This is a genomic window from Micromonospora sp. WMMD998, assembly GCF_029581235.1.
Taxonomy (GTDB): Bacteria; Actinomycetota; Actinomycetes; order Mycobacteriales; family Micromonosporaceae; genus Micromonospora.
In genome coordinates, this window is sequence record NZ_CP120740.1 from 6541369 (window position 1) to 6560317 (window position 18949).

Genomic DNA, 18949 nt, shown 5'->3' on the forward strand with positions numbered 1-18949 from the left:
GTCAGCCCTCCTGCTGCGTTTCTGCCGGCTGCTGGGTCGCGGCTGCGGCCACGGCTCCGGCGTCGACCGGCTCACCGGCCGGCGTCTCCGCCTGCTGCGCGATGGTGGTCGCGGCAGCCCGGCCGGCCTCGGTGCCACCGGCGGTCGTACCCGAGGAGCCCGAACGGCCACGGCGCGGCCGGTCCGGCCGGTCGCCACGGTCACGGCGCGGGCCGCGCGACGGGGCGGTCTCGGCCGGAGTCTCCCGACCCGGGACGGCGTCGCCCTTGTAGATCCAGACCTTCACGCCGATCCGGCCGAACGTGGTACGGGCCTCGAAGAAGCCGTACTCGATGTTGGCCCGCAGCGTGTGCAGCGGGACGCGGCCCTCACGGTAGAACTCGGTCCGGCTCATCTCGGCGCCGCCCAGACGACCCGAGACCTGGACCCGGATGCCCTTGCAGGCCGGGTTCTTCATCGCGGACTGCATCGACTTGCGCATCGCCCGACGGAAGCTGACCCGGCTGGAGAGCTGCTCGGCCACGCCCTGGGCGACCAGCTGCGCGTCCGACTCGGGGTTCTTCACCTCGATGATGTTCAGCTGAACCTGCTTGCCGGTGAGCTTCTCCAGCTCGCCGCGGATCCGGTCGGCCTCCGCACCCTTACGGCCGATGACGATGCCCGGCCGGGCGGTGTGGATGTCGACGCGGACCCGGTCCCGGGTGCGCTCGATGTCGACCTTGGAAATGCCGGCGCGCTCGAGGCCCTTGGACATCATCCGGCGGATCTTGACATCCTCGCCGATGTAGTCCTTGTAGAGCTTGTCCGCGAACCAGCGGGACTTCCAGTCGGTCGAGATGCCGAGCCGGAACCCAGTGGGGTGAACCTTCTGACCCATTACTCGGCACCCTCCGTCGTGCTCTGCCCCTCGGCCGGCGCGGCCGACTCGGCCTGCTTGGCCGGAGCGGCCTTCTTTGCCGACTTCTTCGGCGCAGCCGGCGCCACCGCCTCGACCGCCACGGTGATGTGGCAGGTCCGCTTGCGGATCCGGTACGCCCGGCCCTGCGCCCGCGGCCGGAACCGCTTCATCGTCGGGCCCTCGTCGACGAACGCCTCGCTGACGAGCAGCGCGTCGGGGTCCAGCCGCTCGTTGTTCTCCGCGTTGGCGATCGCGCTCGCGAGCACCTTGAATACCTGCTCGCTCGCAGCCTGCGGCGCGAACTGCAGCACCGTGAGCGCCTCCTTCGCGGGCAGGCCGCGGACGAGGTTGACCACCCGGCGCGCCTTCATCGGCGAGATGCGCACGTGCCGCGCAACCGCCCGCGCGCCCGGAAGCACCGGAGCGTCGCCCTTTCCTGGCATCGCTGTAACCCCTTGTTCCTCTATCCGTATGCCCGCGGCGTCAGCGCCGGCGGCTCTTCCGGTCGTCCTTCTCGTGACCCTTGAACGTGCGGGTCAGCGCGAACTCGCCGAGCTTGTGCCCGACCATTGCTTCGGTCACGAAGACCGGAACGTGCTTGCGTCCGTCGTGCACGGCGATCGTGTGACCCAGCATGTCCGGGATGATCGTCGAACGCCGCGACCAAGTCTTGATCACGTTCTTCGAGCCCTTGTCGTTCTGCGTCTCCACCTTCTTGAGCAGGTGGTCGTCGACGAACGGGCCCTTCTTCAGGCTGCGAGGCATGTCTTATCTCCCTCAGCCGCGCTTACGCGTGGCGTAGCGGCGGCGGACGATCAGCCGGTCGCTCGGCTGGCCCTTACGACGGGTGCGGCCCTCGGGCTTACCCTGCGGGTTGACCGGGTGGCGACCACCGGAGGTCTTACCCTCACCACCACCGTGCGGGTGGTCGACCGGGTTCATGGCGACACCACGGACGGTCGGGCGCTTGCCCTTCCACCGCATCCGGCCGGCCTTGCCCCAGTTGATGTTCGACTGGTCGGCGTTGCCGATCTCGCCGACGCTGGCGCGGCAGCGCACGTCGACGCGCCGGATCTCACCGGACGGCATACGCAGGGTCGCGTACGCGCCCTCCCGGCCGAGCAGCTGGATGCCGACGCCGGCCGAGCGGGCCAGCTTGGCGCCGCCGCCCGGACGCAGCTCCACGTTGTGCACGGTGGTACCGACCGGGATGTTGCGCAGCGGCAGGTTGTTGCCCGGCTTGATGTCGGCGCCCGGGCCGGACTCGACACGGTCGCCCTGCTTCAGGTCCTTCGGCGCGAGGATGTAGCGCTTCTCGCCGTCGGCGTAGTGCAGCAGCGCGATGCGCGCGGTGCGGTTCGGGTCGTACTCGATGTGCGCGACCTTCGCCGGCACGCCGTCCTTGTCGACCCGCTTGAAGTCGATCAGGCGGTACTGGCGCTTGTGGCCGCCGCCGTGGTGCCGCGTGGTGATCCGGCCGTGGGCGTTGCGTCCGCCCTTCTTCGGCAGCGGAGCCAGCAGCGACTTCTCCGGCGTCGACCGGGTGATCTCAGCGAAGTCGGCGACGCTGGAGCCACGCCGGCCCGGCGTCGTCGGCTTGTACTTACGGATAGCCATTGTCTACACCCCTCAGCTGACCGGGCCGCCGAAGGCCTCGATACGGTCACCGTCAGCCAGCTTCACCATCGCGCGCTTGGTGTCCTTGCGCTTGCCGAACCCGGTACGGGTCCGCTTGCGCTTGCCCTCGCGGTTGAGCGTGTTGACCGTCAGGACGCGGACGTTGAAGATCTGCTGGATAGCGATCTTGATCTCGGTCTTGTTCGCGTCCGGGTGCACCAGGAAGGTGTACCAGTTCCGGTTCAGCTCGCTGTAGCTCTTCTCCGAGACGACCGGCGCGACGATGACGTCACGCGGGTCGGCGATCGTGCTCACTTGCCACCCTCCTCGGTGGTCTCGGCTGGCACGCCCAGGAACTCGTCCAGGGCCTCCTTGGTGAAGACCACGTCGTCGGCCACCAGCACGTCGTAGGTGTTGAGCTGGCCGGCCTCGAGCAGGTGCACCCGCGGCTCGTTGCGCAGCGACACCCAGTTCAGCTCGTCGGTGCTGCTGAGCACGACCAGGACCCGCCGGGCCTCGGTCAGCTTCGCCAGCGTGGCCAGAGCGGCCTTGGTCGACGGCTTCTCGCCCGAGACGAACGCCTCGACGACGTGTACCTGGCCGGCGCGGGCCCGGTCGGAGAGGGCGCCACGCAGGGCGGCGGCCTTCATCTTCTTCGGGGTCCGCTGGCTGTAGTCACGCGGCACCGGGCCGTGGACCACGCCACCGCCGGCGAACTGCGGCGCGCGGGTCGAGCCCTGGCGGGCACGACCGGTGCCCTTCTGCTTGTACGGCTTCCGGCCACCGCCGGAGACCTCGCCGCGGGACTTGGTCTTGTGCGTGCCCTGTCGGGCCGCCGCGAGCTGAGCCACCACGACCTGGTGCATCAGCGCGATGTTCGCCTGCGCGTCGAAGATGTCGGCCGGCAGCTCGACCGAGCCGCTCTTGCCGCCTTCGACGTCGAGGACGTCAACGGTGGTCACTTGGCCACACCGCCCTTCTTCACCTTCGCCTTGGCCGCGGTGCGGACCAGGACCAGCGCGCCCTTGGGGCCGGGGATGGCACCACGAACGAGCAGGAGGTTCTTCTCGGTGTCGACCGCCTGGACGGTGAGGTTCTGGACGGTGTAGCGCACGCCACCCATCCGACCCGCCATCCGGGTGCCCTTGAAGACGCGACCCGGGGTCGCGCAGGCGCCGATCGAGCCGGGCGAGCGGTGCTTGCGCTCGACACCGTGGCTGGCGCGCAGACCGTGGAAGCCGTGCCGCTTCATCGGGCCGGCGTAGCCCTTGCCCTTGGTCTTGCCGGTCACGTCGATCACGACGCCGGGCGGGAACTCGTCGACCGTGACCTCCTGGCCCGGTGCGTAGTCCGCGGCGTCGGAGGTGCGCAGCTCGACGATGTGCCGGCGCGGCGCGACGTCCGCCTTCGCGTAGTGCCCGGCGATCGGCTTCTTGACCTTGCGCGGGTCGATGGCTCCGTAGGCGAGCTGAACGGCGGCGTAGCCGTCCTTCTCGGCGTTACGAACCTGGCTCACGACGCACGGGCCGGCCTCGACCACGGTCACGGGGACAACCTTGTTGTTGTCCCAGACCTGGGTCATGCCGAGCTTGGCGCCCAGGATCCCCTTGACTTGCCTGTCCATTTGATCGATCCCTACAGCTTGATCTCGATGTCGACGCCAGCCGGCAGGTCGAGGCGCATGAGCGAGTCGACCGTCTTCGGGGTCGGGTCGATGATGTCGATCAGACGCTTGTGCGTGCGCATCTCGAAGTGCTCGCGCGAGTCCTTGTACTTGTGCGGCGAGCGGATGACGCAGAAACGGTTGATCTCCGTGGGCAGCGGCACCGGGCCAGCGACCTGCGCCCCGGTACGCGTCACCGTCTCGACGATCTTCCGAGCCGAGGAGTCGACGACCTCGTGGTCATAGGCCTTGAGCCGGATGCGGATCTTCTGTCCCGCCATGGTGGCTTCTGTTCCTTCTCTCGATGCCGCTGTGTTGCGGGCGCCTGTACCGGCTGGTACCGGCCCACTTCCGCCGACCCCCGCGGTCGGGCGTGTCGCGCCCGTGGACCAAGCTCCGCCCCGGGACTCCGGAGCGATCCTCTTGACCACGCGGTGGGTCATGACGCCGGTCGCGAGAACCGCGACCTGAACGCCGCGCGAGGGTGGTTGACCGCCGATGGCGATCAACCACCCTACGCGAGACTGTCTGTCTCCCGGAGTCCGGCCTCAACCGGACGCAGGTGACCGACCGTCGTTACGCAACCTGACTAGTATGCCGCACGACCGGCGGCGACGCTAATCGGGGTTACCCAGCTCACTTGATGATCTTGGTGACGCGACCCGCGCCGACCGTACGACCACCCTCGCGGATCGCGAACTTCAGGTTGTCCTCCATGGCGATGGGCTGGATCAGCTTCACCGACATCGAGGTGTTGTCGCCCGGCATGACCATCTCGGTGCCCTCGGGCAGCGTGACGACGCCGGTGACGTCCGTGGTCCGGAAGTAGAACTGCGGGCGGTAGTTCTGGAAGAACGGGGTGTGGCGGCCACCCTCCTCCTTGGAGAGGATGTAGACCGTCGCCTCGAACTCCGTGTGCGGGGTCGTGGTGCCCGGCTTGATGACGACCATGCCGCGCTCGACGTCCTCGCGCTTGGTGCCACGCAGCAGCAGGCCGACGTTCTCACCTGCGCGGGCGTCGTCCAGGGTCTTCCGGAACATCTCGATCGCGGTGACCTTGGTCTTGAAGCCCTTCTCGCGGATGCCGACGACCTCGACGTCCTCGTTCGGGAGCAGCACGCCACGCTCGACACGACCGGTGACGACGGTGCCACGACCGGTGATCGTGAACACGTCCTCGACCGGCATGAGGAACGGCTTCTCGGTCTCGCGCTCCGGCTGCGGGATCGCGGTGTCGACCGCGCTCATCAGCTCGAGCAGCTTCTCGGTCCAGACCGGGTCGCCCTCGAGCGCCTTCAGCGCGGAGACCTGGACGACCGGCAGGTCGTCACCCGGGTACTCCTGCGAGGAGAGCAGCTCGCGGACCTCGAGCTCGACGAGCTCCAGGAGCTCCTCGTCGTCGACCATGTCGCTCTTGTTGAGCGCCACGACGATGTACGGCACGCCGACCTGACGGGCCAGCAGCACGTGCTCGCGGGTCTGCGGCATCGGGCCGTCGGTCGCCGCCACCACCAGGATCGCGCCGTCCATCTGCGCGGCACCGGTGATCATGTTCTTGATGTAGTCGGCGTGACCGGGGCAGTCGACGTGCGCGTAGTGACGCGCCTCGGTCTGGTACTCGACGTGTGCGATCGAGATCGTGATGCCGCGGGCCTTCTCCTCCGGCGCCTTGTCGATCTCGTCGAACGGCGTGTACGGGTTCAGGTCCGGGTACTGGTCGTGCAGGACCTTGGTGATGGCCGCCGTCAGCGTCGTCTTACCGTGGTCGATGTGACCAATGGTGCCGATGTTGACGTGCGGCTTAGTCCGCTCGAACTTCGCCTTCGCCACTGGTGTCCTCCTGTGGACTTTCTTGGTTCGTTCGCCCCGGTGCGCCGGTCGGCGCGTAGGACTCTGTCGACAGCCTTTCCGGCCTGACGGCCGGAGAGCCTTTGTGGGTTCTGCGGCGATGAAGCCTACAGGCCCGGATTCACACAACCCGACCGAGGTGGCCGCGGGCGGGAACACCCTCCCGCGACCGCCCTCGGATCATCTCCGCCGGCTCAGGTGAGCGTCACTCACCCGTCGCCTTGGCGATGATCTCCTTCGCCACGCTCTGCGGCACTTCGGCGTAGGAGTCGAACTGCATGCTGTAGCTAGCCCGGCCCTGGGTCTTCGACCGCAGGTCGCCGACGTAGCCGAACATCTCCGACAGCGGCACCAGAGCCCGGACGACGCGAGCGCCGCTGCGCTCCTCCATCGCCTGGATGATGCCCCGACGGGAGTTGAGGTCGCCGATGACGTCACCCATGTTCTCCTCGGGAGTGGTGACCTCAACGGCCATCATCGGCTCGAGCAGTGCGGGGTCGGCCTTGCGGGCCGCCTCCTTCATCACCATCGAACCGGCGATCTTGAACGCCATCTCGGACGAGTCGACCTCGTGGTACTGGCCGTCCAGCAGCGTCAACTTGAGACCCACGAGCGGGAAGCCGGCGAGGATGCCGTACTGCATGGCGTCCTGGGCGCCCGCGTCCACCGACGGGATGAACTCCCGGGGGATGCGGCCACCGGTGACGGCGTTCGCGAACTCGTAGGTCGGCGAGTCGTTGCCGAGCGGCAGCGGCTCGACGCTCACGATGACGCGGGCGTACTGGCCGGAACCACCGGTCTGCTTCTTGTGGGTGTACTCGACCTTGTCCACCTTGCGGCGGATGGTCTCACGGTACGCCACCTGCGGCTTGCCGATGTTCGCCTCGACGTTGAACTCGCGGCGCATCCGGTCGACCAGGATGTCCAGGTGCAGCTCGCCCATGCCGGAGATGACCGTCTGACCGGTCTGGTCGTCCAGCTTGACGCGGAAGGTCGGGTCCTCCTCGGCCAGCCGCTGGATGGCGGTGCTGAGCTTCTCCTGGTCGGCCTTGGTCTTCGGCTCGATGGCCACCTCGATGACCGGCTCCGGGAAGGTCATCGACTCCAGGATGACCGGGTTCGCCGGGTCGCACAGGGTGTCACCGGTGGTGGTCTGCTTCAGACCCTGGACCGCGATGATGTCGCCGGCCTTGGCGGAGCCGCGCTCCTCCCGCTTGTTGGCGTGCATCTGGTAGATCTTGCCGATGCGCTCCTTGCGGTCCTTGGTGGAGTTGACCACCTGGGACCCGGACTCGACCACGCCGGAGTAGACCCGGACGTAGGTGAGCTTGCCGAGGTGCTTGTCGGTCTGGATCTTGAACGCCAGGCCGGAGAACGGCTCGGACGTCGACGGCTTGCGCAGCATCGGCGTCTCGCCGTCGGTGGCCGTGCCCTCGATCGCCGGAACGTCGAGCGGCGACGGCAGGAAGTCGATCACGGCGTCGAGCATGGGCTGCACGCCCTTGTTCTTGAACGCCGAGCCGCAGAGCACCGGGTTCGCCTTGCCCGCGATGGTGGAGCGCCGGATGGCGGCCTTGATCTCCTCGGCGGAGATCTCCTCGCCCTCCAGGTACTTCTCCATCACCGAGTCGTCGACGTCGGCAAGCGTCTCCATCAGCTTCTCGCGCCACTCGGCCGCGGAGTCGGCCAGGTCGGCCGGGATCTCCTCGATCGCGTAGTCCTCACCCTTCTGGGTCTCCCCGCGCCAGGTGAGGGCGCGCATGCCGATCAGGTCGACGACGCCGATGTGGTCGCCCTCGAGGCCGATCGGGATCTGGAGCACCAGCGGGGTGGCGTTCAGCCGGTCGATCATCATCTGCACGCAGCGGAAGAAGTCGGCGCCGGTCCGGTCGAGCTTGTTGACGAAGCACATCCGGGGGACGTTGTACTTGTCCGCCTGGCGCCAGACGTTCTCCGTCTGCGGCTCCACACCGGCCACGCCGTCGTACACCGCGACCGCACCGTCCAGGACACGCAGCGACCGCTCGACCTCGACCGTGAAGTCGACGTGACCGGGCGTGTCGATGATCTGGATCGTGTGGCCCTTCCACTCGCACTTCGTGGCGGCGGAAGTGATGGTGATACCGCGCTCCTGCTCCTGCTCCATCCAGTCCATGACGGCGGCGCCCTCGTGGACCTCACCGATCTTGTACGTGATGCCGGTGTAGAACAGGATTCGCTCGGTGGTAGTGGTCTTACCGGCATCGATGTGCGCCATGATGCCGATGTTGCGTACGTTGGCGAGCGCGTCTGCGGCGGCCACTTCAATCCCTACTTATCGTCGTCTCGACACAACTGGTGGCGGTTCCGGCGCCTCGTGGGCGCCGGAACCTCAGGTGTTACCAGCGGTAGTGCGCGAAGGCCTTGTTGGACTCGGCCATCTTGTGCGTGTCCTCGCGCCGCTTGACGGCGGCACCGAGGCCGTTGCTCGCGTCCAGCAGCTCGTTCATCAGCCGCTCGATCATGGTCTTCTCACGCCGGGCCCGGGAGTAGGTCACCAGCCAGCGCAGACCGAGGGTGGTCGCGCGGGCCGGACGGACCTCGACCGGAACCTGGTAGGTGGCGCCACCGACCCGGCGGCTGCGCACCTCGAGGGTCGGCTTCACGTTGTCCATCGCGCGCTTGAGCGTGACGACGGGGTCGGTGCCCGACTTCTCCCGGCAGCCCTCCAGGGCGGCGTAAACGATGCGCTCGGCGAGCTGACGCTTGCCGCGCAGCAGGATCTTGTTCACCAGCTGGGTGACCAGCGGCGAGTTGTACACCGGGTCAGCGACCAGCGGCTTCCGCGGAGCGGGTCCCTTACGCGGCATGTCAGCTCTTCTCCTTCTTCGCGCCGTAACGGCTGCGAGCCTGCTTGCGGTTGCGGACACCCTGGGTGTCCAGCGAGCCGCGAACGATCTTGTACCGCACGCCGGGGAGGTCCTTCACACGGCCGCCACGCACGAGCACGATCGAGTGCTCCTGCAGGTTGTGGCCGACGCCCGGGATGTAGGCGGTCACCTCGATCTGGCTGCTGAGCTTGACGCGAGCGACCTTGCGCAGCGCCGAGTTCGGCTTCTTGGGAGTGGTGGTGTACACGCGGGTGCACACGCCGCGCCGCTGGGGAGACCCCTTGAGCGCCGGGGTCTTGGTCTTGGTCGTCTTGGCCTGTCGGCCCTTCCGGACCAGCTGCTGAATGGTGGGCACCGGGTTTCTCCGCTCCCTTCGGCCGCTGCGAGGCGACCGCGCCGTCTGCTCTAGCCGGCCTGATGGACGGCTCTCCTACATTTCGACCGGGGCCACGCGGACCCCAGCACCCGCGGTCGGGCGTGTCGCCCGAGTCACGGTCCCCGGTGCCGGTCGCTCGCGCGTCGTCCCGGGTTCTTTGGTCTTGGTGGTGCGACCACGCGATCACCGGGATGACCGGCTCCAGCGCACGCACGCATTGCCCGGGCGAGCCCGGGCGCAAGGGGAAAGAGTACCCACCACAGGCGCGCCGGTCAAAACGGAACGGCTCGCCGGGACTGCTCGCAGCCCCGCCGGCCGGTTTCCGGGTCGCCGTTACGCCCCCGATAGGCACCTACGGTGACAAGTGTACCGGCTGATCCGGCCCACGACCCGGCGGCCCCGACACCCCCGGGGCCGGCGAGACGCGACATTCCGCCAAACGACGACGAATCCGTCGCCGAGTCTCACGTGATCTGCACCACCAGGGCCAGCCCGAGCCCGATCACGCTCAGCAGCAGCCCGACCGCGCCGCAACTGAGCCCGGCCACGGCCAGGCCGGCGCCGGTGAACCGGACCGCGGGCGGCGGCGCCGGCCGCCGGATCTGCCGCCGGGCGAAGAACCAGGCCACGACCGCCCCGACACCGCCGAGCGCACCGAGCACGGTGAAGGCGCCCGCCGCCCAGGCGCCGCCGTAGTTCGGACCCGCGATGCCGAAACAGAAGACCAGCAGCGACACCAGGATCGAGGCGATCCCGGCGATCAGCGAGCCGATGGCCAGCCCGGAGGTGACCGGCGGCACGTCGAGATGGACCACCCCGAACGGGGTGCCCGGCACCGCGTCGACCCGCTTCGGCGGCCGTGGCGCCTCGGGCGGGGGCGGCGGCCCGACGGCCGGTCCCCACCCACCGCCGGGCGCCTGCCCCGGCGTCCCCCACCCACCGCCGTGGCCGGGCCCGCTCCCCGGGTACGCCCCCGGCCCGCCGTACCCGGGCGGCCCCGGGCGGTACGCCGGCGCACCCGGCCCGGACGCCGGAGGGTGCACCTCAGGCGGGTACGGTCCCGCCGGCGGCCAGGGGCCGGGCGGCCCGGAAGCCGGCCCGACGCCCAGGTCCGCGCGCCCTCCACCGGCCGGGTCGGCGCGGTGTCCGACGGCCGGGTCGGCGCGCTCCCCACCGGCCGGCGGGGGCGCCCACGGGCTGGTCGGAGCCGGGTCCCGCGGTGGCTCGGCGGGATCCGACCCGGCACCGGGGCGGGTCGGATCGCCGCCCGGCGCAGCCGGTTCCGTCACGGGGTCCTCCTGTCCATGGCCGCCCGCCGTGCGGCGGACACCGGCCAGGCTACCGTCGCGGGTCACCGCCGGGTGGCCGGCGCGGAGCCCGCTCCCCCACCGGGTCAGTCGATGTTCGGGGCGAAGTCGTGCCCGAACGAGGCATCGGTGTGCCGGACCACCCCGATCACCACCGCGGCCACCACGGCGACGGCGGCGAGCACCAGGCCGACCAGGGCCAGCCGCTCGCCGCGACGCAGCCAGTCCGCGCCGGTCAGATAACCCCCCGAGGCGTACGCCTCCCGGCGGGCCTGCCGGACCAACGTGAGCGCGATCGTCGACGGCACCACCCCACCGACGAAGAGGCCGGTCAGCGCACCGATCAGGCCGAGAGCGAAGACGGCACGGGCCTTCGTGGAGCGGACCGGCTCCGGATCGTGCGGGTGGCGGTGCGCCTGCGGCACGACGGGCACCTGCCCGGGCACGGTCGTCATGCCCTCCATCATGCCTTCCGCCCCGGCGGTTCGACTCGTTGATCCAGAGCCGCCGGCATCCGCCGGAACACGACGAGGCCCCCGGCGGGTGCCGGGGGCCTCGTCGTTCGTGCGGTTTAGCGGTACGACCCGAAGTCGAAGTCGTCAAGCGGCACCGCCTGGCCGCTGGCCGGCCCGAAGCCGTAGTCGGTCTCCGGGTAGCCGGTCATCGAGTAGACCTTGGCCTTCGCCTCCTCGGTCGGCTCGACCCGGACGTTGCGGTACTTGCTGATGCCCGTACCGGCCGGGATGAGCTTACCGATGATCACGTTCTCCTTGAGGCCGATCAGCGAGTCGCTGCGGGCGTGGATCGCCGCGTCCGTCAGCACCCGGGTGGTCTCCTGGAAGGAGGCCGCCGACAGCCAGGAGTCCGTGGCCAGCGAGGCCTTGGTGATACCCATCAGCACCGGACGACCGGCGGCGGGCTCGCCACCCTCGCCGACGAGCCGGCGGTTCTCCGACTCGAACAGCGCCCGGTCGACGAGCACACCCGGCAGGAACTCGGTCGAGCCGGAGTCGATGACCGTCACCCGCTTGAGCATCTGGCGGATGATGATCTCGATGTGCTTGTCGTGGATGAGCACACCCTGCGAGCGGTAGACCTCCTGGACCTCCTGGGTCAGGTGGACCTGGACCGCGCGCGGGCCGAGGATACGCAGCAACTCGTGCGGGTCGATGGTGCCCTCGGTGAGCTTCTCGCCGACCTCGACGTGGTCGCCGTCGTGCGCCCGGAGCCGGACCCGCTTGGAGATCTTGTCGTAGACGATCTCGTCGCTGCCGTCGTCCGGGATGACCACGATCTTGCGGGACCGCTCGCCGTCCTCGATCCGGATCCGGCCGGGGGTGTCGGCGATGGGCGCCTTACCCTTCGGCACCCGGGCCTCGAAGATCTCCTGGACACGGGGCAGACCCTGGGTGATGTCCTCACCCGCGACACCACCGGTGTGGAAGGTACGCATGGTCAGCTGCGTACCCGGCTCACCGATCGACTGGGCGGCGATGATGCCGACCGCCTCGCCGACGTCCACGGTCTTGCCGGTCGGCAGCGAGCGACCGTAGCACGCACCGCAGACGCCCAGCTTCGACTCGCAGGTGAGCACGCTGCGCACCCGCACCGTCTCCACGCCGGCGGCGACGATGGCGTCGACCCCGATGGAGTTGATGTCCTGGCCGCGGTGGGCCACCACGGTGCCGTCCGGCCCCTTGATGTCGTCGGCGAGCGTCCGGGCGTGCACGCTGGTCTCGGCGTGCTCGTGCACGACCAGCTTGCCGTCCAGGTGCTCACCGATCTGCATCGGGATGGCCCGGTCGGTGCCGCAGTCCTCCTCGCGGATGATGACGTCCTGCGAGACGTCCACCAGACGCCGGGTCAGGTAACCCGAGTCGGCGGTACGCAGGGCGGTGTCCGCGAGGCCCTTCCGGGCGCCGTGCGTGGAGATGAAGTATTCCAGCACGGACAGACCCTCCCGGTAGCTGGCCTTGATCGGCCGCGGGATGATCTCGCCCTTCGGGTTGGCCACCAGACCACGGATCGCCGCGATCTGCCGGAGCTGGAGCAGGTTACCGCGGGCACCCGAGTTGATCATCTTCCACAGTGGGTTCTCCTGCGGCAGCGCGGTGTCCATCTCCTTGGCGACCTCGTTCGTCGCCTTGGTCCAGATCTCGATGAGTTCGCCGCGACGCTCCTCGGCGGTCATCAGACCACGCTGGTACTGCTTGTCGATCCGGTCGGCTTCCTTCTCGTACCGCTCCAGGATCTCCCGCTTGCGCGGCGGAGCGATGACGTCCTCCATGCCGATGGTGACGCCGGACCAGGTGGCCCAGTGGAAACCGGCCTCCTTGAGCCCGTCCAGGGTGGCCGCCAGGGCCACCTTCGGGAAGCGCTCGGCGAGGTCGTTGACGATCGCGGACAGCTGGCCCTTGCGGATCTCGTAGTTCACGAAGCGGTAGCCCGGAGGCAGCGTCTCGTTGAACAGGACCCGGCCCAGGGTGGTCTCCACCGTCACCGGCTCGCCCTCGACCCAGCCCTCGGGCGCGGTCCACGGCTGCGCGCCGGCGCCGTTGTCGACACCGATCACGTCGTGCAGCCGGATCTTGACCGGGGTCTGCAGGTGCAGCTCGCCGTTGTCGTACGCCATCCGCGCCTCGGCGTCCGAGCTGAACGCCCGGCCCTCCCCCGTGCCACCCGGAGTGAGGTGGGTGAGGTGGTAGAGACCGATGACCATGTCCTGGGTGGGCATGGTGACCGGCTTGCCGTCGGCCGGCTTGAGGATGTTGTTCGACGACAGCATCAGGATCCGCGCCTCGGCCTGGGCCTCGGCGGACAGCGGCACGTGGACCGCCATCTGGTCACCGTCGAAGTCGGCGTTGAACGCGGTGCAGACCAGCGGGTGGATCTGGATCGCCTTGCCCTCGACCAACTGCGGCTCGAAGGCCTGGATGCCCAGGCGGTGCAGGGTGGGCGCCCGGTTCAGCAGGACCGGGTGCTCGCCGATGACCTCTTCCAGCACGTCCCACACGACCGGCCGCTGCCGCTCGACCATCCGCTTGGCGGACTTGATGTTCTGCGCGTGGTTGAGGTCGACCAGCCGCTTCATCACGAACGGCTTGAACAGCTCCAGCGCCATCTGCTTGGGCAGGCCGCACTGGTGCAGCTTGAGCTTCGGGCCGACCACGATGACCGAACGGCCGGAGTAGTCGACGCGCTTGCCGAGCAGGTTCTGGCGGAACCGGCCCTGCTTGCCCTTGAGCATGTCGGAGAGCGACTTCAGCGGCCGGTTACCCGGACCGGTGACCGGACGACCGCGACGGCCGTTGTCGAACAGCGCGTCGACGGCCTCCTGGAGCATCCGCTTCTCGTTGTTGACGATGATCTCGGGCGCGCCGAGATCGATCAGCCGCTTGAGGCGGTTGTTCCGGTTGATCACGCGACGGTAGAGGTCGTTCAGGTCGGACGTCGCGAAGCGGCCACCGTCGAGCTGCACCATCGGGCGCAGGTCCGGCGGGATGACCGGGACGCAGTCGAGCACCATCCCGAGCGGCGAGTTCCGGGTGTTCTGGAACGCCGCGACGACCTTCAGCCGCTTGAGCGCCCGGATCTTCCGCTGGCCCTTGCCGGAGCGGATGGTCTCGCGCAGGTTCTCCGCCTCGGCGGTGAGGTCCATGTTCTGGACCAGCGCCTTGATCGCCTCGGCGCCCATGCTGCCGGTGAAGTACTCACCGAAGCGGTCCCGCAGCTCGCGGTAGAGCAGCTCGTCGGTGACCAGCTGCTTCGGCTCCAGCTTGCGGAAGGTGTCGAGGACCTCGTCGAGGCGGTCGATCTCGCGCTGGGCCCGGTCGCGGATCTGGCGCATCTCGCGCTCTCCGCCCTCCTTGACCTTGCGCCGGACGTCCGCCTTCGCGCCCTCGGCCTCCAGCTCGGCCAGGTCGGCCTCGAGCTTGGCGGCCCGCTTCTCGATCTCCGAGTCACGGCTGTTCTCGGACTGCCGCTTCTCGGCCAGGATCTCGTTCTCGATGGTCGAGAGGTCGCGGTGACGCGCGTCGGCGTCCACGCTCGTCACGACGTACGAGGCGAAGTAGATGATCTTTTCGAGGTCCTTCGGGGCGAGGTCCAGCAGGTAGCCCAGCCGGCTCGGCACGCCCTTGAAGTACCAGATGTGGGTCACCGGAGCGGCCAGCTCGATGTGACCCATCCGCTCCCGGCGCACCTTGGAGCGGGTCACCTCGACGCCGCAGCGCTCGCAGATGATGCCCTTGAAGCGGACCCGCTTGTACTTACCGCAGTAGCACTCCCAGTCCCGCTGCGGACCGAAGATCTTCTCGCAGAAGAGCCCGTCCTTCTCCGGCTTCAGGGTGCGGTAGTTGATGGTCTCGGGCTTCTTGACCTCGCCGTGGGACCACTGACGGATGTCGTCGGCGGTGGCGAGACCGATGCGCAGCTCGTCGAAGAAGTTGACGTCGAGCACTATGTCCCCTATGTCGTCGTCTGTACTGCTAGCTAACGGGCGGGAGCGGGGGCCGGCGAGCCGACCCCCGACTCACCGCCTCAGACCTCTTCGACCGAGCTCGGCTCGCGCCGGGACAGGTCGATGCCCAGCTCCTCCGCGGCCCGGAACACCTCGTCGTCGGTCTCGCGCATCTCGAGGGCCACACCGTCGCTGGAGAGCACCTCGACGTTGAGGCACAGCGACTGCAGCTCCTTGAGCAGCACCTTGAACGACTCCGGGATGCCCGGCTCCGGGATGTTCTCGCCCTTGACGATGGCCTCGTAGACCTTGACCCGGCCGAGGACGTCGTCGGACTTGATGGTCAGCAGCTCCTGGAGGGCGTAGGCGGCGCCGTACGCCTGCATGGCCCAGCACTCCATCTCGCCGAAGCGCTGGCCACCGAACTGCGCCTTACCACCCAGCGGCTGCTGCGTGATCATCGAGTACGGGCCGGTCGACCGGGCGTGGATCTTGTCGTCGACCAGGTGGTTGAGCTTCAGGATGTAGACGTAGCCGACCGCGATCGGATCGGGCAGCGGCTCGCCGGAACGACCGTCGAACAGCTGCGCCTTGCCGGTGCGCCCGATGAGCTGGTTGCCGTCCCGGTTGGGCAGGGTCGACGCCAGCAGGCCGGAGATCTCCTCCTCGCGGGCACCGTCGAAGACCGGAGTGGCCACGTTGGTGTCCGGCTCGGACTCGTGCGCGTTGATCGACTTGAGCTGGCGCTTCCACTCCTCGTCGTCACCGTCGACACTCCAGCCGGTCTTGGCCACCCACCCGAGGTGGGTCTCCAGGACCTGGCCGATGTTCATCCGGGACGGCACGCCGAGCGGGTTCAGCACGATGTCGACCGGGGTGCCGTCCTCCAGGAACGGCATGTCCTCGATCGGCAGGATCTTGGAGATGACGCCCTTGTTGCCGTGGCGGCCCGCGAGCTTGTCACCGTCCTGGATCTTGCGCTTCTGGGCCACGTAGACCCGCACCAGCTCGTTCACGCCCGGGGGCAGCTCGTCGCCGTCCTCGCGGGAGAAGGTGCGTACGCCGATGACCGTGCCGGTCTCGCCGTGCGGCACCTTCAGCGAGGTGTCACGGACCTCGCGCGCCTTCTCCCCGAAGATCGCGCGGAGCAGCCGCTCCTCCGGGGTCAGCTCGGTCTCGCCCTTCGGCGTGACCTTGCCGACCAGGATGTCACCGGGGACGACCTCGGCGCCGATCCGGATGATGCCGCGCTCGTCGAGGTCGGCGAGCATCTCCTCGCTGACGTTCGGGATGTCGCGGGTGATCTCCTCCGGGCCGAGCTTGGTGTCCCGGGCGTCGACCTCGTGCTCCTCGATGTGGATCGAGGTGAGCACGTCCTGCTGCACGAGGCGCTGCGACAGGATGATCGCGTCCTCGTAGTTGTGGCCCTCCCAGCACATGAACGCCACCAGCAGGTTGCGTCCGAGCGCCATCTCGCCCTCGTCGGTGCACGGACCGTCGGCGACGACCTGGCCGGCCTCGACGCGGTCGCCCTCGAAGACGACCGGCTTCTGGTTGACGCAGGAGCCGGCGTTGGAGCGGCGGAACTTGTGCAGCAGGTACGTCCGGCGGTGGCCGTCGTCCTGGTGGACGGTGATGTAGTCCGCGCACAGGTCCTCGACCACACCGCCGACCTCGGCGACGACCACGTCGCCGGCGTCCACGGCCGCACGGTATTCCATGCCCGTACCGACGAGCGGGGCCTCGGCCTTGACCAGCGGCACCGCCTGACGCTGCATGTTCGCGCCCATGAGCGCGCGGTTGGCGTCGTCGTGCTCCAGGAACGGGATCATCGCGGTGGCGACCGAGGTCATCTGCCGCGGCGACACGTCCATGTAGTCCACGGCCCCGGGCGCCACGTCCTCGGTCTCGCCGCCCTTACGGCGGACCAGGACGCGGTCCTCCGCGAACGTGCCGTCGGACCGCAGCGGCGCGTTGGCCTGCGCCTTGACGAACCGGTCCTCCTCGTCCGCGGTCAGGTAGTCGATCTGGTCGGTGACCCGACCGTCGATGACCTTCCGGTACGGCGTCTCGATGAAGCCGAACGGGTTGACCCGGGCGAAGGTGGAGAGCGCGCCGATCAGGCCGATGTTCGGGCCTTCCGGCGTCTCGATCGGGCACATCCGGCCGTAGTGGGACGGGTGCACGTCGCGGACCTCGAAGCCGGCCCGCTCACGGGACAGACCACCCGGGCCGAGCGCGCTCAGCCGGCGCCGGTGGGTCAGACCCGCCAGCGGGTTGGTCTGGTCCATGAACTGGGACAGCTGCGACGTGCCGAAGAACTCCTTGATCGCCGCCACCACCGGGCGGATGTTGATCAGGGTCTGCGGCGTGATCGCCTCGACGTCCTGGGTGGTCATCCGCTCGCGGACGACCCGCTCCATCCGGGAGAGACCCACCCGGACCTGGTTCTGGATCAGCTCGCCCACGGTGCGCAGGCGACGGTTGCCGAAGTGGTCGATGTCGTCGGCCTCGTAGCCCTCCTCACCGGCGTGCAGCCGGCAGAGGTATTCCACGGTGGCGACGATGTCGTCCTCGGTCAGCGTGCCGGTGTTCATCGGCACGTCGACTTCGAGCTTCTTGTTGAACTTGTAGCGCCCGACCTTGGCGACGTCGTACCGCTTCGGGTTGAAGAAGAGGTTGTCGAGCAGGGTCTGGGCGTTCTCGCGGGTCGGCGGCTCGCCAGGACGGAGCTTCCGGTAGATGTCCAGCAACGCCTCGTCCTGGCCGGCGATGTGGTCCTTCTCCAGGGTGGTCATCATGAGCTCGGACCAGCCGAACTTCTCGCGGATGCGCTCCGCGGACCACCCGATGGCCTTCAGCAGGACGGTGACGGCCTGCCGGCGCTTGCGGTCGATGCGTACGCCGACCGTGTCGCGCTTGTCGATGTCGAACTCCAGCCAGGCACCCCGGCTCGGGATGACCTTGACGCTGGAGAGGTCGCGGTCGGAGGTCTTGTCCGGCTGCTTGTCGAAGTAGACGCCCGGCGAGCGGACGAGCTGGCTGACCACGACGCGCTCGGTGCCGTTGATGATGAAGGTGCCCTTCGGCGTCATCATCGGGAAGTCACCCATGAACACCGTCTGGCTCTTGATCTCGCCAGTGGTGTTGTTGGTGAACTCCGCGGTCACGAACAGCGGCGCGCAGTAGGTCAGGTCCTTCTCCTTGCACTCCTCGATCGAGGCCTTGACCTCGTCGAAGCGCGGAGCGGAGAAGGACAGCGACATGGTGCCGGAGAAGTCCTCAATGGGACTGATCTCGTCGAGGATCTCCGCGAGACCCGAGCGTGCGTGCGGGTCGTCCGCCGACCGGCCCTGCCAAGCCTCGTTGCCGACGAGCCAGTCGAAGGACTCGTTCTGAATGGCGAGGAGGTTGGGGACCTCGAGATGTTCGGTGATCCGACCGAAAGAAACTCGGCGGGGCGCGAAAGCGCTCGACGTACGACTGGTCTTCGCAGGGCGGGAAGCTGCCAAGATGCGTCCTTCCGAGGACCGGTGCTGCAGAACGGCTGGTACGCGTGCACTCCAATGACCCCACCAGAAATATCCACAATCGGACATTTCCGAGCAGGGGTCAAGTCGGAAGGCAGCGCAAACTAGCAGTGTAGCCGAGAGGCTAACCGCTGTCCAGCCCACCCCGCAGGTCGTCGCGGAACAAGCCCTGAACCCTGGGAAAACCGGGTCCACCGGGCCGCTCGGAACGCGACGCTCCTGCCGGTCCGCCCGGGTGCCGTGGCGGCGGTGGTGCCGTCGCCTTTACCCGAGTGGCGGCCGTTGCAAGCGCGGAAGGTCTTGCTGATGTCAGCGTGCCTGCCGGGCCGTGTCGCGTCAAGGGCCGGTTACCGCTCGGGGTGTCTTTCCCCCGACGGGACG

At 68.6% G+C, this 18949-nt stretch carries 16 protein-coding genes; all 16 read right to left on the minus strand.

Annotated features, from left to right (window positions below; genetic code table 11):
- Position 1: 1 nt before the first annotated feature.
- Entirely contained in the window at positions 2 to 877 is an 876-nt protein-coding gene (rpsC, locus tag O7619_RS29845) for a 30S ribosomal protein S3 (RefSeq protein ID WP_282284832.1), read from the minus strand.
- A complete protein-coding gene (rplV, locus tag O7619_RS29850; RefSeq protein ID WP_282284833.1) occupies positions 877 to 1341 on the minus strand; it encodes a 50S ribosomal protein L22 in 465 nt (154 codons plus the stop codon). The genes rpsC and rplV overlap by 1 nt, the downstream gene beginning before the upstream one ends.
- 40 nt (positions 1342 to 1381) lie before the next feature.
- The gene (gene rpsS, locus O7619_RS29855) at positions 1382 to 1663 is read right to left on the minus strand and encodes a 30S ribosomal protein S19 (protein ID WP_091627706.1); all 282 of its coding nucleotides are present in this window, start codon (positions 1661 to 1663) and stop codon (positions 1382 to 1384) included.
- 12 nt (positions 1664 to 1675) lie between these two features.
- The gene (rplB, locus tag O7619_RS29860; RefSeq protein ID WP_278109425.1) at positions 1676 to 2515 is read right to left on the minus strand and encodes a 50S ribosomal protein L2; all 840 of its coding nucleotides are present in this window, start codon (positions 2513 to 2515) and stop codon (positions 1676 to 1678) included.
- 12 nt (positions 2516 to 2527) lie between these two features.
- The gene (gene rplW, locus O7619_RS29865) at positions 2528 to 2830 is read right to left on the minus strand and encodes a 50S ribosomal protein L23 (RefSeq protein WP_013288632.1); all 303 of its coding nucleotides are present in this window, start codon (positions 2828 to 2830) and stop codon (positions 2528 to 2530) included.
- Positions 2827 to 3477: a 50S ribosomal protein L4 gene (gene rplD / locus O7619_RS29870; protein ID WP_281586606.1), complete on the minus strand. Its 651-nt coding sequence runs from the start codon at positions 3475 to 3477 to the stop codon at positions 2827 to 2829. Before rplD ends, rplW begins: the two co-directional genes overlap by 4 nt.
- On the minus strand, positions 3474 to 4139 hold the full coding sequence (rplC, locus tag O7619_RS29875) for a 50S ribosomal protein L3 (RefSeq protein ID WP_282284838.1): 666 nt from the start codon (positions 4137 to 4139) through the stop codon (positions 3474 to 3476). Before rplC ends, rplD begins: the two co-directional genes overlap by 4 nt.
- Before the next feature lie 11 nt (positions 4140 to 4150).
- On the minus strand, positions 4151 to 4459 hold the full coding sequence (gene rpsJ / locus O7619_RS29880; RefSeq protein ID WP_007073037.1) for a 30S ribosomal protein S10: 309 nt from the start codon (positions 4457 to 4459) through the stop codon (positions 4151 to 4153).
- Positions 4460 to 4814: 355 nt separating this feature from the next.
- Entirely contained in the window at positions 4815 to 6008 is a 1194-nt protein-coding gene (tuf, locus tag O7619_RS29885) for an elongation factor Tu (protein WP_091426406.1), read from the minus strand.
- A gap of 223 nt (positions 6009 to 6231) precedes the next feature.
- Positions 6232 to 8328 (minus strand): elongation factor G, encoded by a 2097-nt coding sequence (gene fusA, locus O7619_RS29890; RefSeq protein WP_282284846.1) that lies wholly within the window; start codon positions 8326 to 8328, stop codon positions 6232 to 6234.
- A 76-nt stretch (positions 8329 to 8404) separates the two neighbouring features.
- Positions 8405 to 8875: a 30S ribosomal protein S7 gene (rpsG, locus tag O7619_RS29895; RefSeq protein WP_077938296.1), complete on the minus strand. Its 471-nt coding sequence runs from the start codon at positions 8873 to 8875 to the stop codon at positions 8405 to 8407.
- 1 nt (position 8876) lies between these two features.
- Positions 8877 to 9251: a 30S ribosomal protein S12 gene (gene rpsL, locus O7619_RS29900; RefSeq protein WP_007465318.1), complete on the minus strand. Its 375-nt coding sequence runs from the start codon at positions 9249 to 9251 to the stop codon at positions 8877 to 8879.
- Between the two features lie 485 nt (positions 9252 to 9736).
- Positions 9737 to 10108, minus strand: coding sequence for a hypothetical protein (locus O7619_RS29905; protein ID WP_282284849.1), 372 nt, complete (start codon positions 10106 to 10108; stop codon positions 9737 to 9739).
- A 557-nt stretch (positions 10109 to 10665) separates the two neighbouring features.
- Complete coding sequence (locus O7619_RS29910) at positions 10666 to 11034, minus strand: hypothetical protein (RefSeq protein WP_282284851.1); 369 nt, start codon at positions 11032 to 11034, stop codon at positions 10666 to 10668.
- Positions 11035 to 11150: 116 nt separating this feature from the next.
- A complete protein-coding gene (locus tag O7619_RS29915) occupies positions 11151 to 15038 on the minus strand; it encodes a DNA-directed RNA polymerase subunit beta' (protein ID WP_282284853.1) in 3888 nt (1295 codons plus the stop codon).
- 80 nt (positions 15039 to 15118) lie between these two features.
- On the minus strand, positions 15119 to 18550 hold the full coding sequence (locus O7619_RS29920) for a DNA-directed RNA polymerase subunit beta (RefSeq protein WP_282284854.1): 3432 nt from the start codon (positions 18548 to 18550) through the stop codon (positions 15119 to 15121).
- Between the last annotated feature and the right edge of the window lie 399 nt (positions 18551 to 18949).

What these genes read in the sequence shown, in the direction of transcription:
- rplV (WP_282284833.1), bottom strand. Translation starts at nt 1,341, where the DNA reads ATGCCAGGAAAGGGCGACGCTCCGGTGCTTCCGGGCGCGCGGGCGGTT.
- rpsC (WP_282284832.1), bottom strand. Translation starts at nt 877, where the DNA reads ATGGGTCAGAAGGTTCACCCCACTGGGTTCCGGCTCGGCATCTCGACC.
- rplC (WP_282284838.1), bottom strand. Translation starts at nt 4,139, where the DNA reads ATGGACAGGCAAGTCAAGGGGATCCTGGGCGCCAAGCTCGGCATGACC.
- rplB (WP_278109425.1), bottom strand. Translation starts at nt 2,515, where the DNA reads ATGGCTATCCGTAAGTACAAGCCGACGACGCCGGGCCGGCGTGGCTCC.
- rpsS (WP_091627706.1), bottom strand. Translation starts at nt 1,663, where the DNA reads ATGCCTCGCAGCCTGAAGAAGGGCCCGTTCGTCGACGACCACCTGCTC.
- O7619_RS29910 (WP_282284851.1), bottom strand. Translation starts at nt 11,034, where the DNA reads ATGACGACCGTGCCCGGGCAGGTGCCCGTCGTGCCGCAGGCGCACCGC.
- rpsG (WP_077938296.1), bottom strand. Translation starts at nt 8,875, where the DNA reads ATGCCGCGTAAGGGACCCGCTCCGCGGAAGCCGCTGGTCGCTGACCCG.
- rpsJ (WP_007073037.1), bottom strand. Translation starts at nt 4,459, where the DNA reads ATGGCGGGACAGAAGATCCGCATCCGGCTCAAGGCCTATGACCACGAG.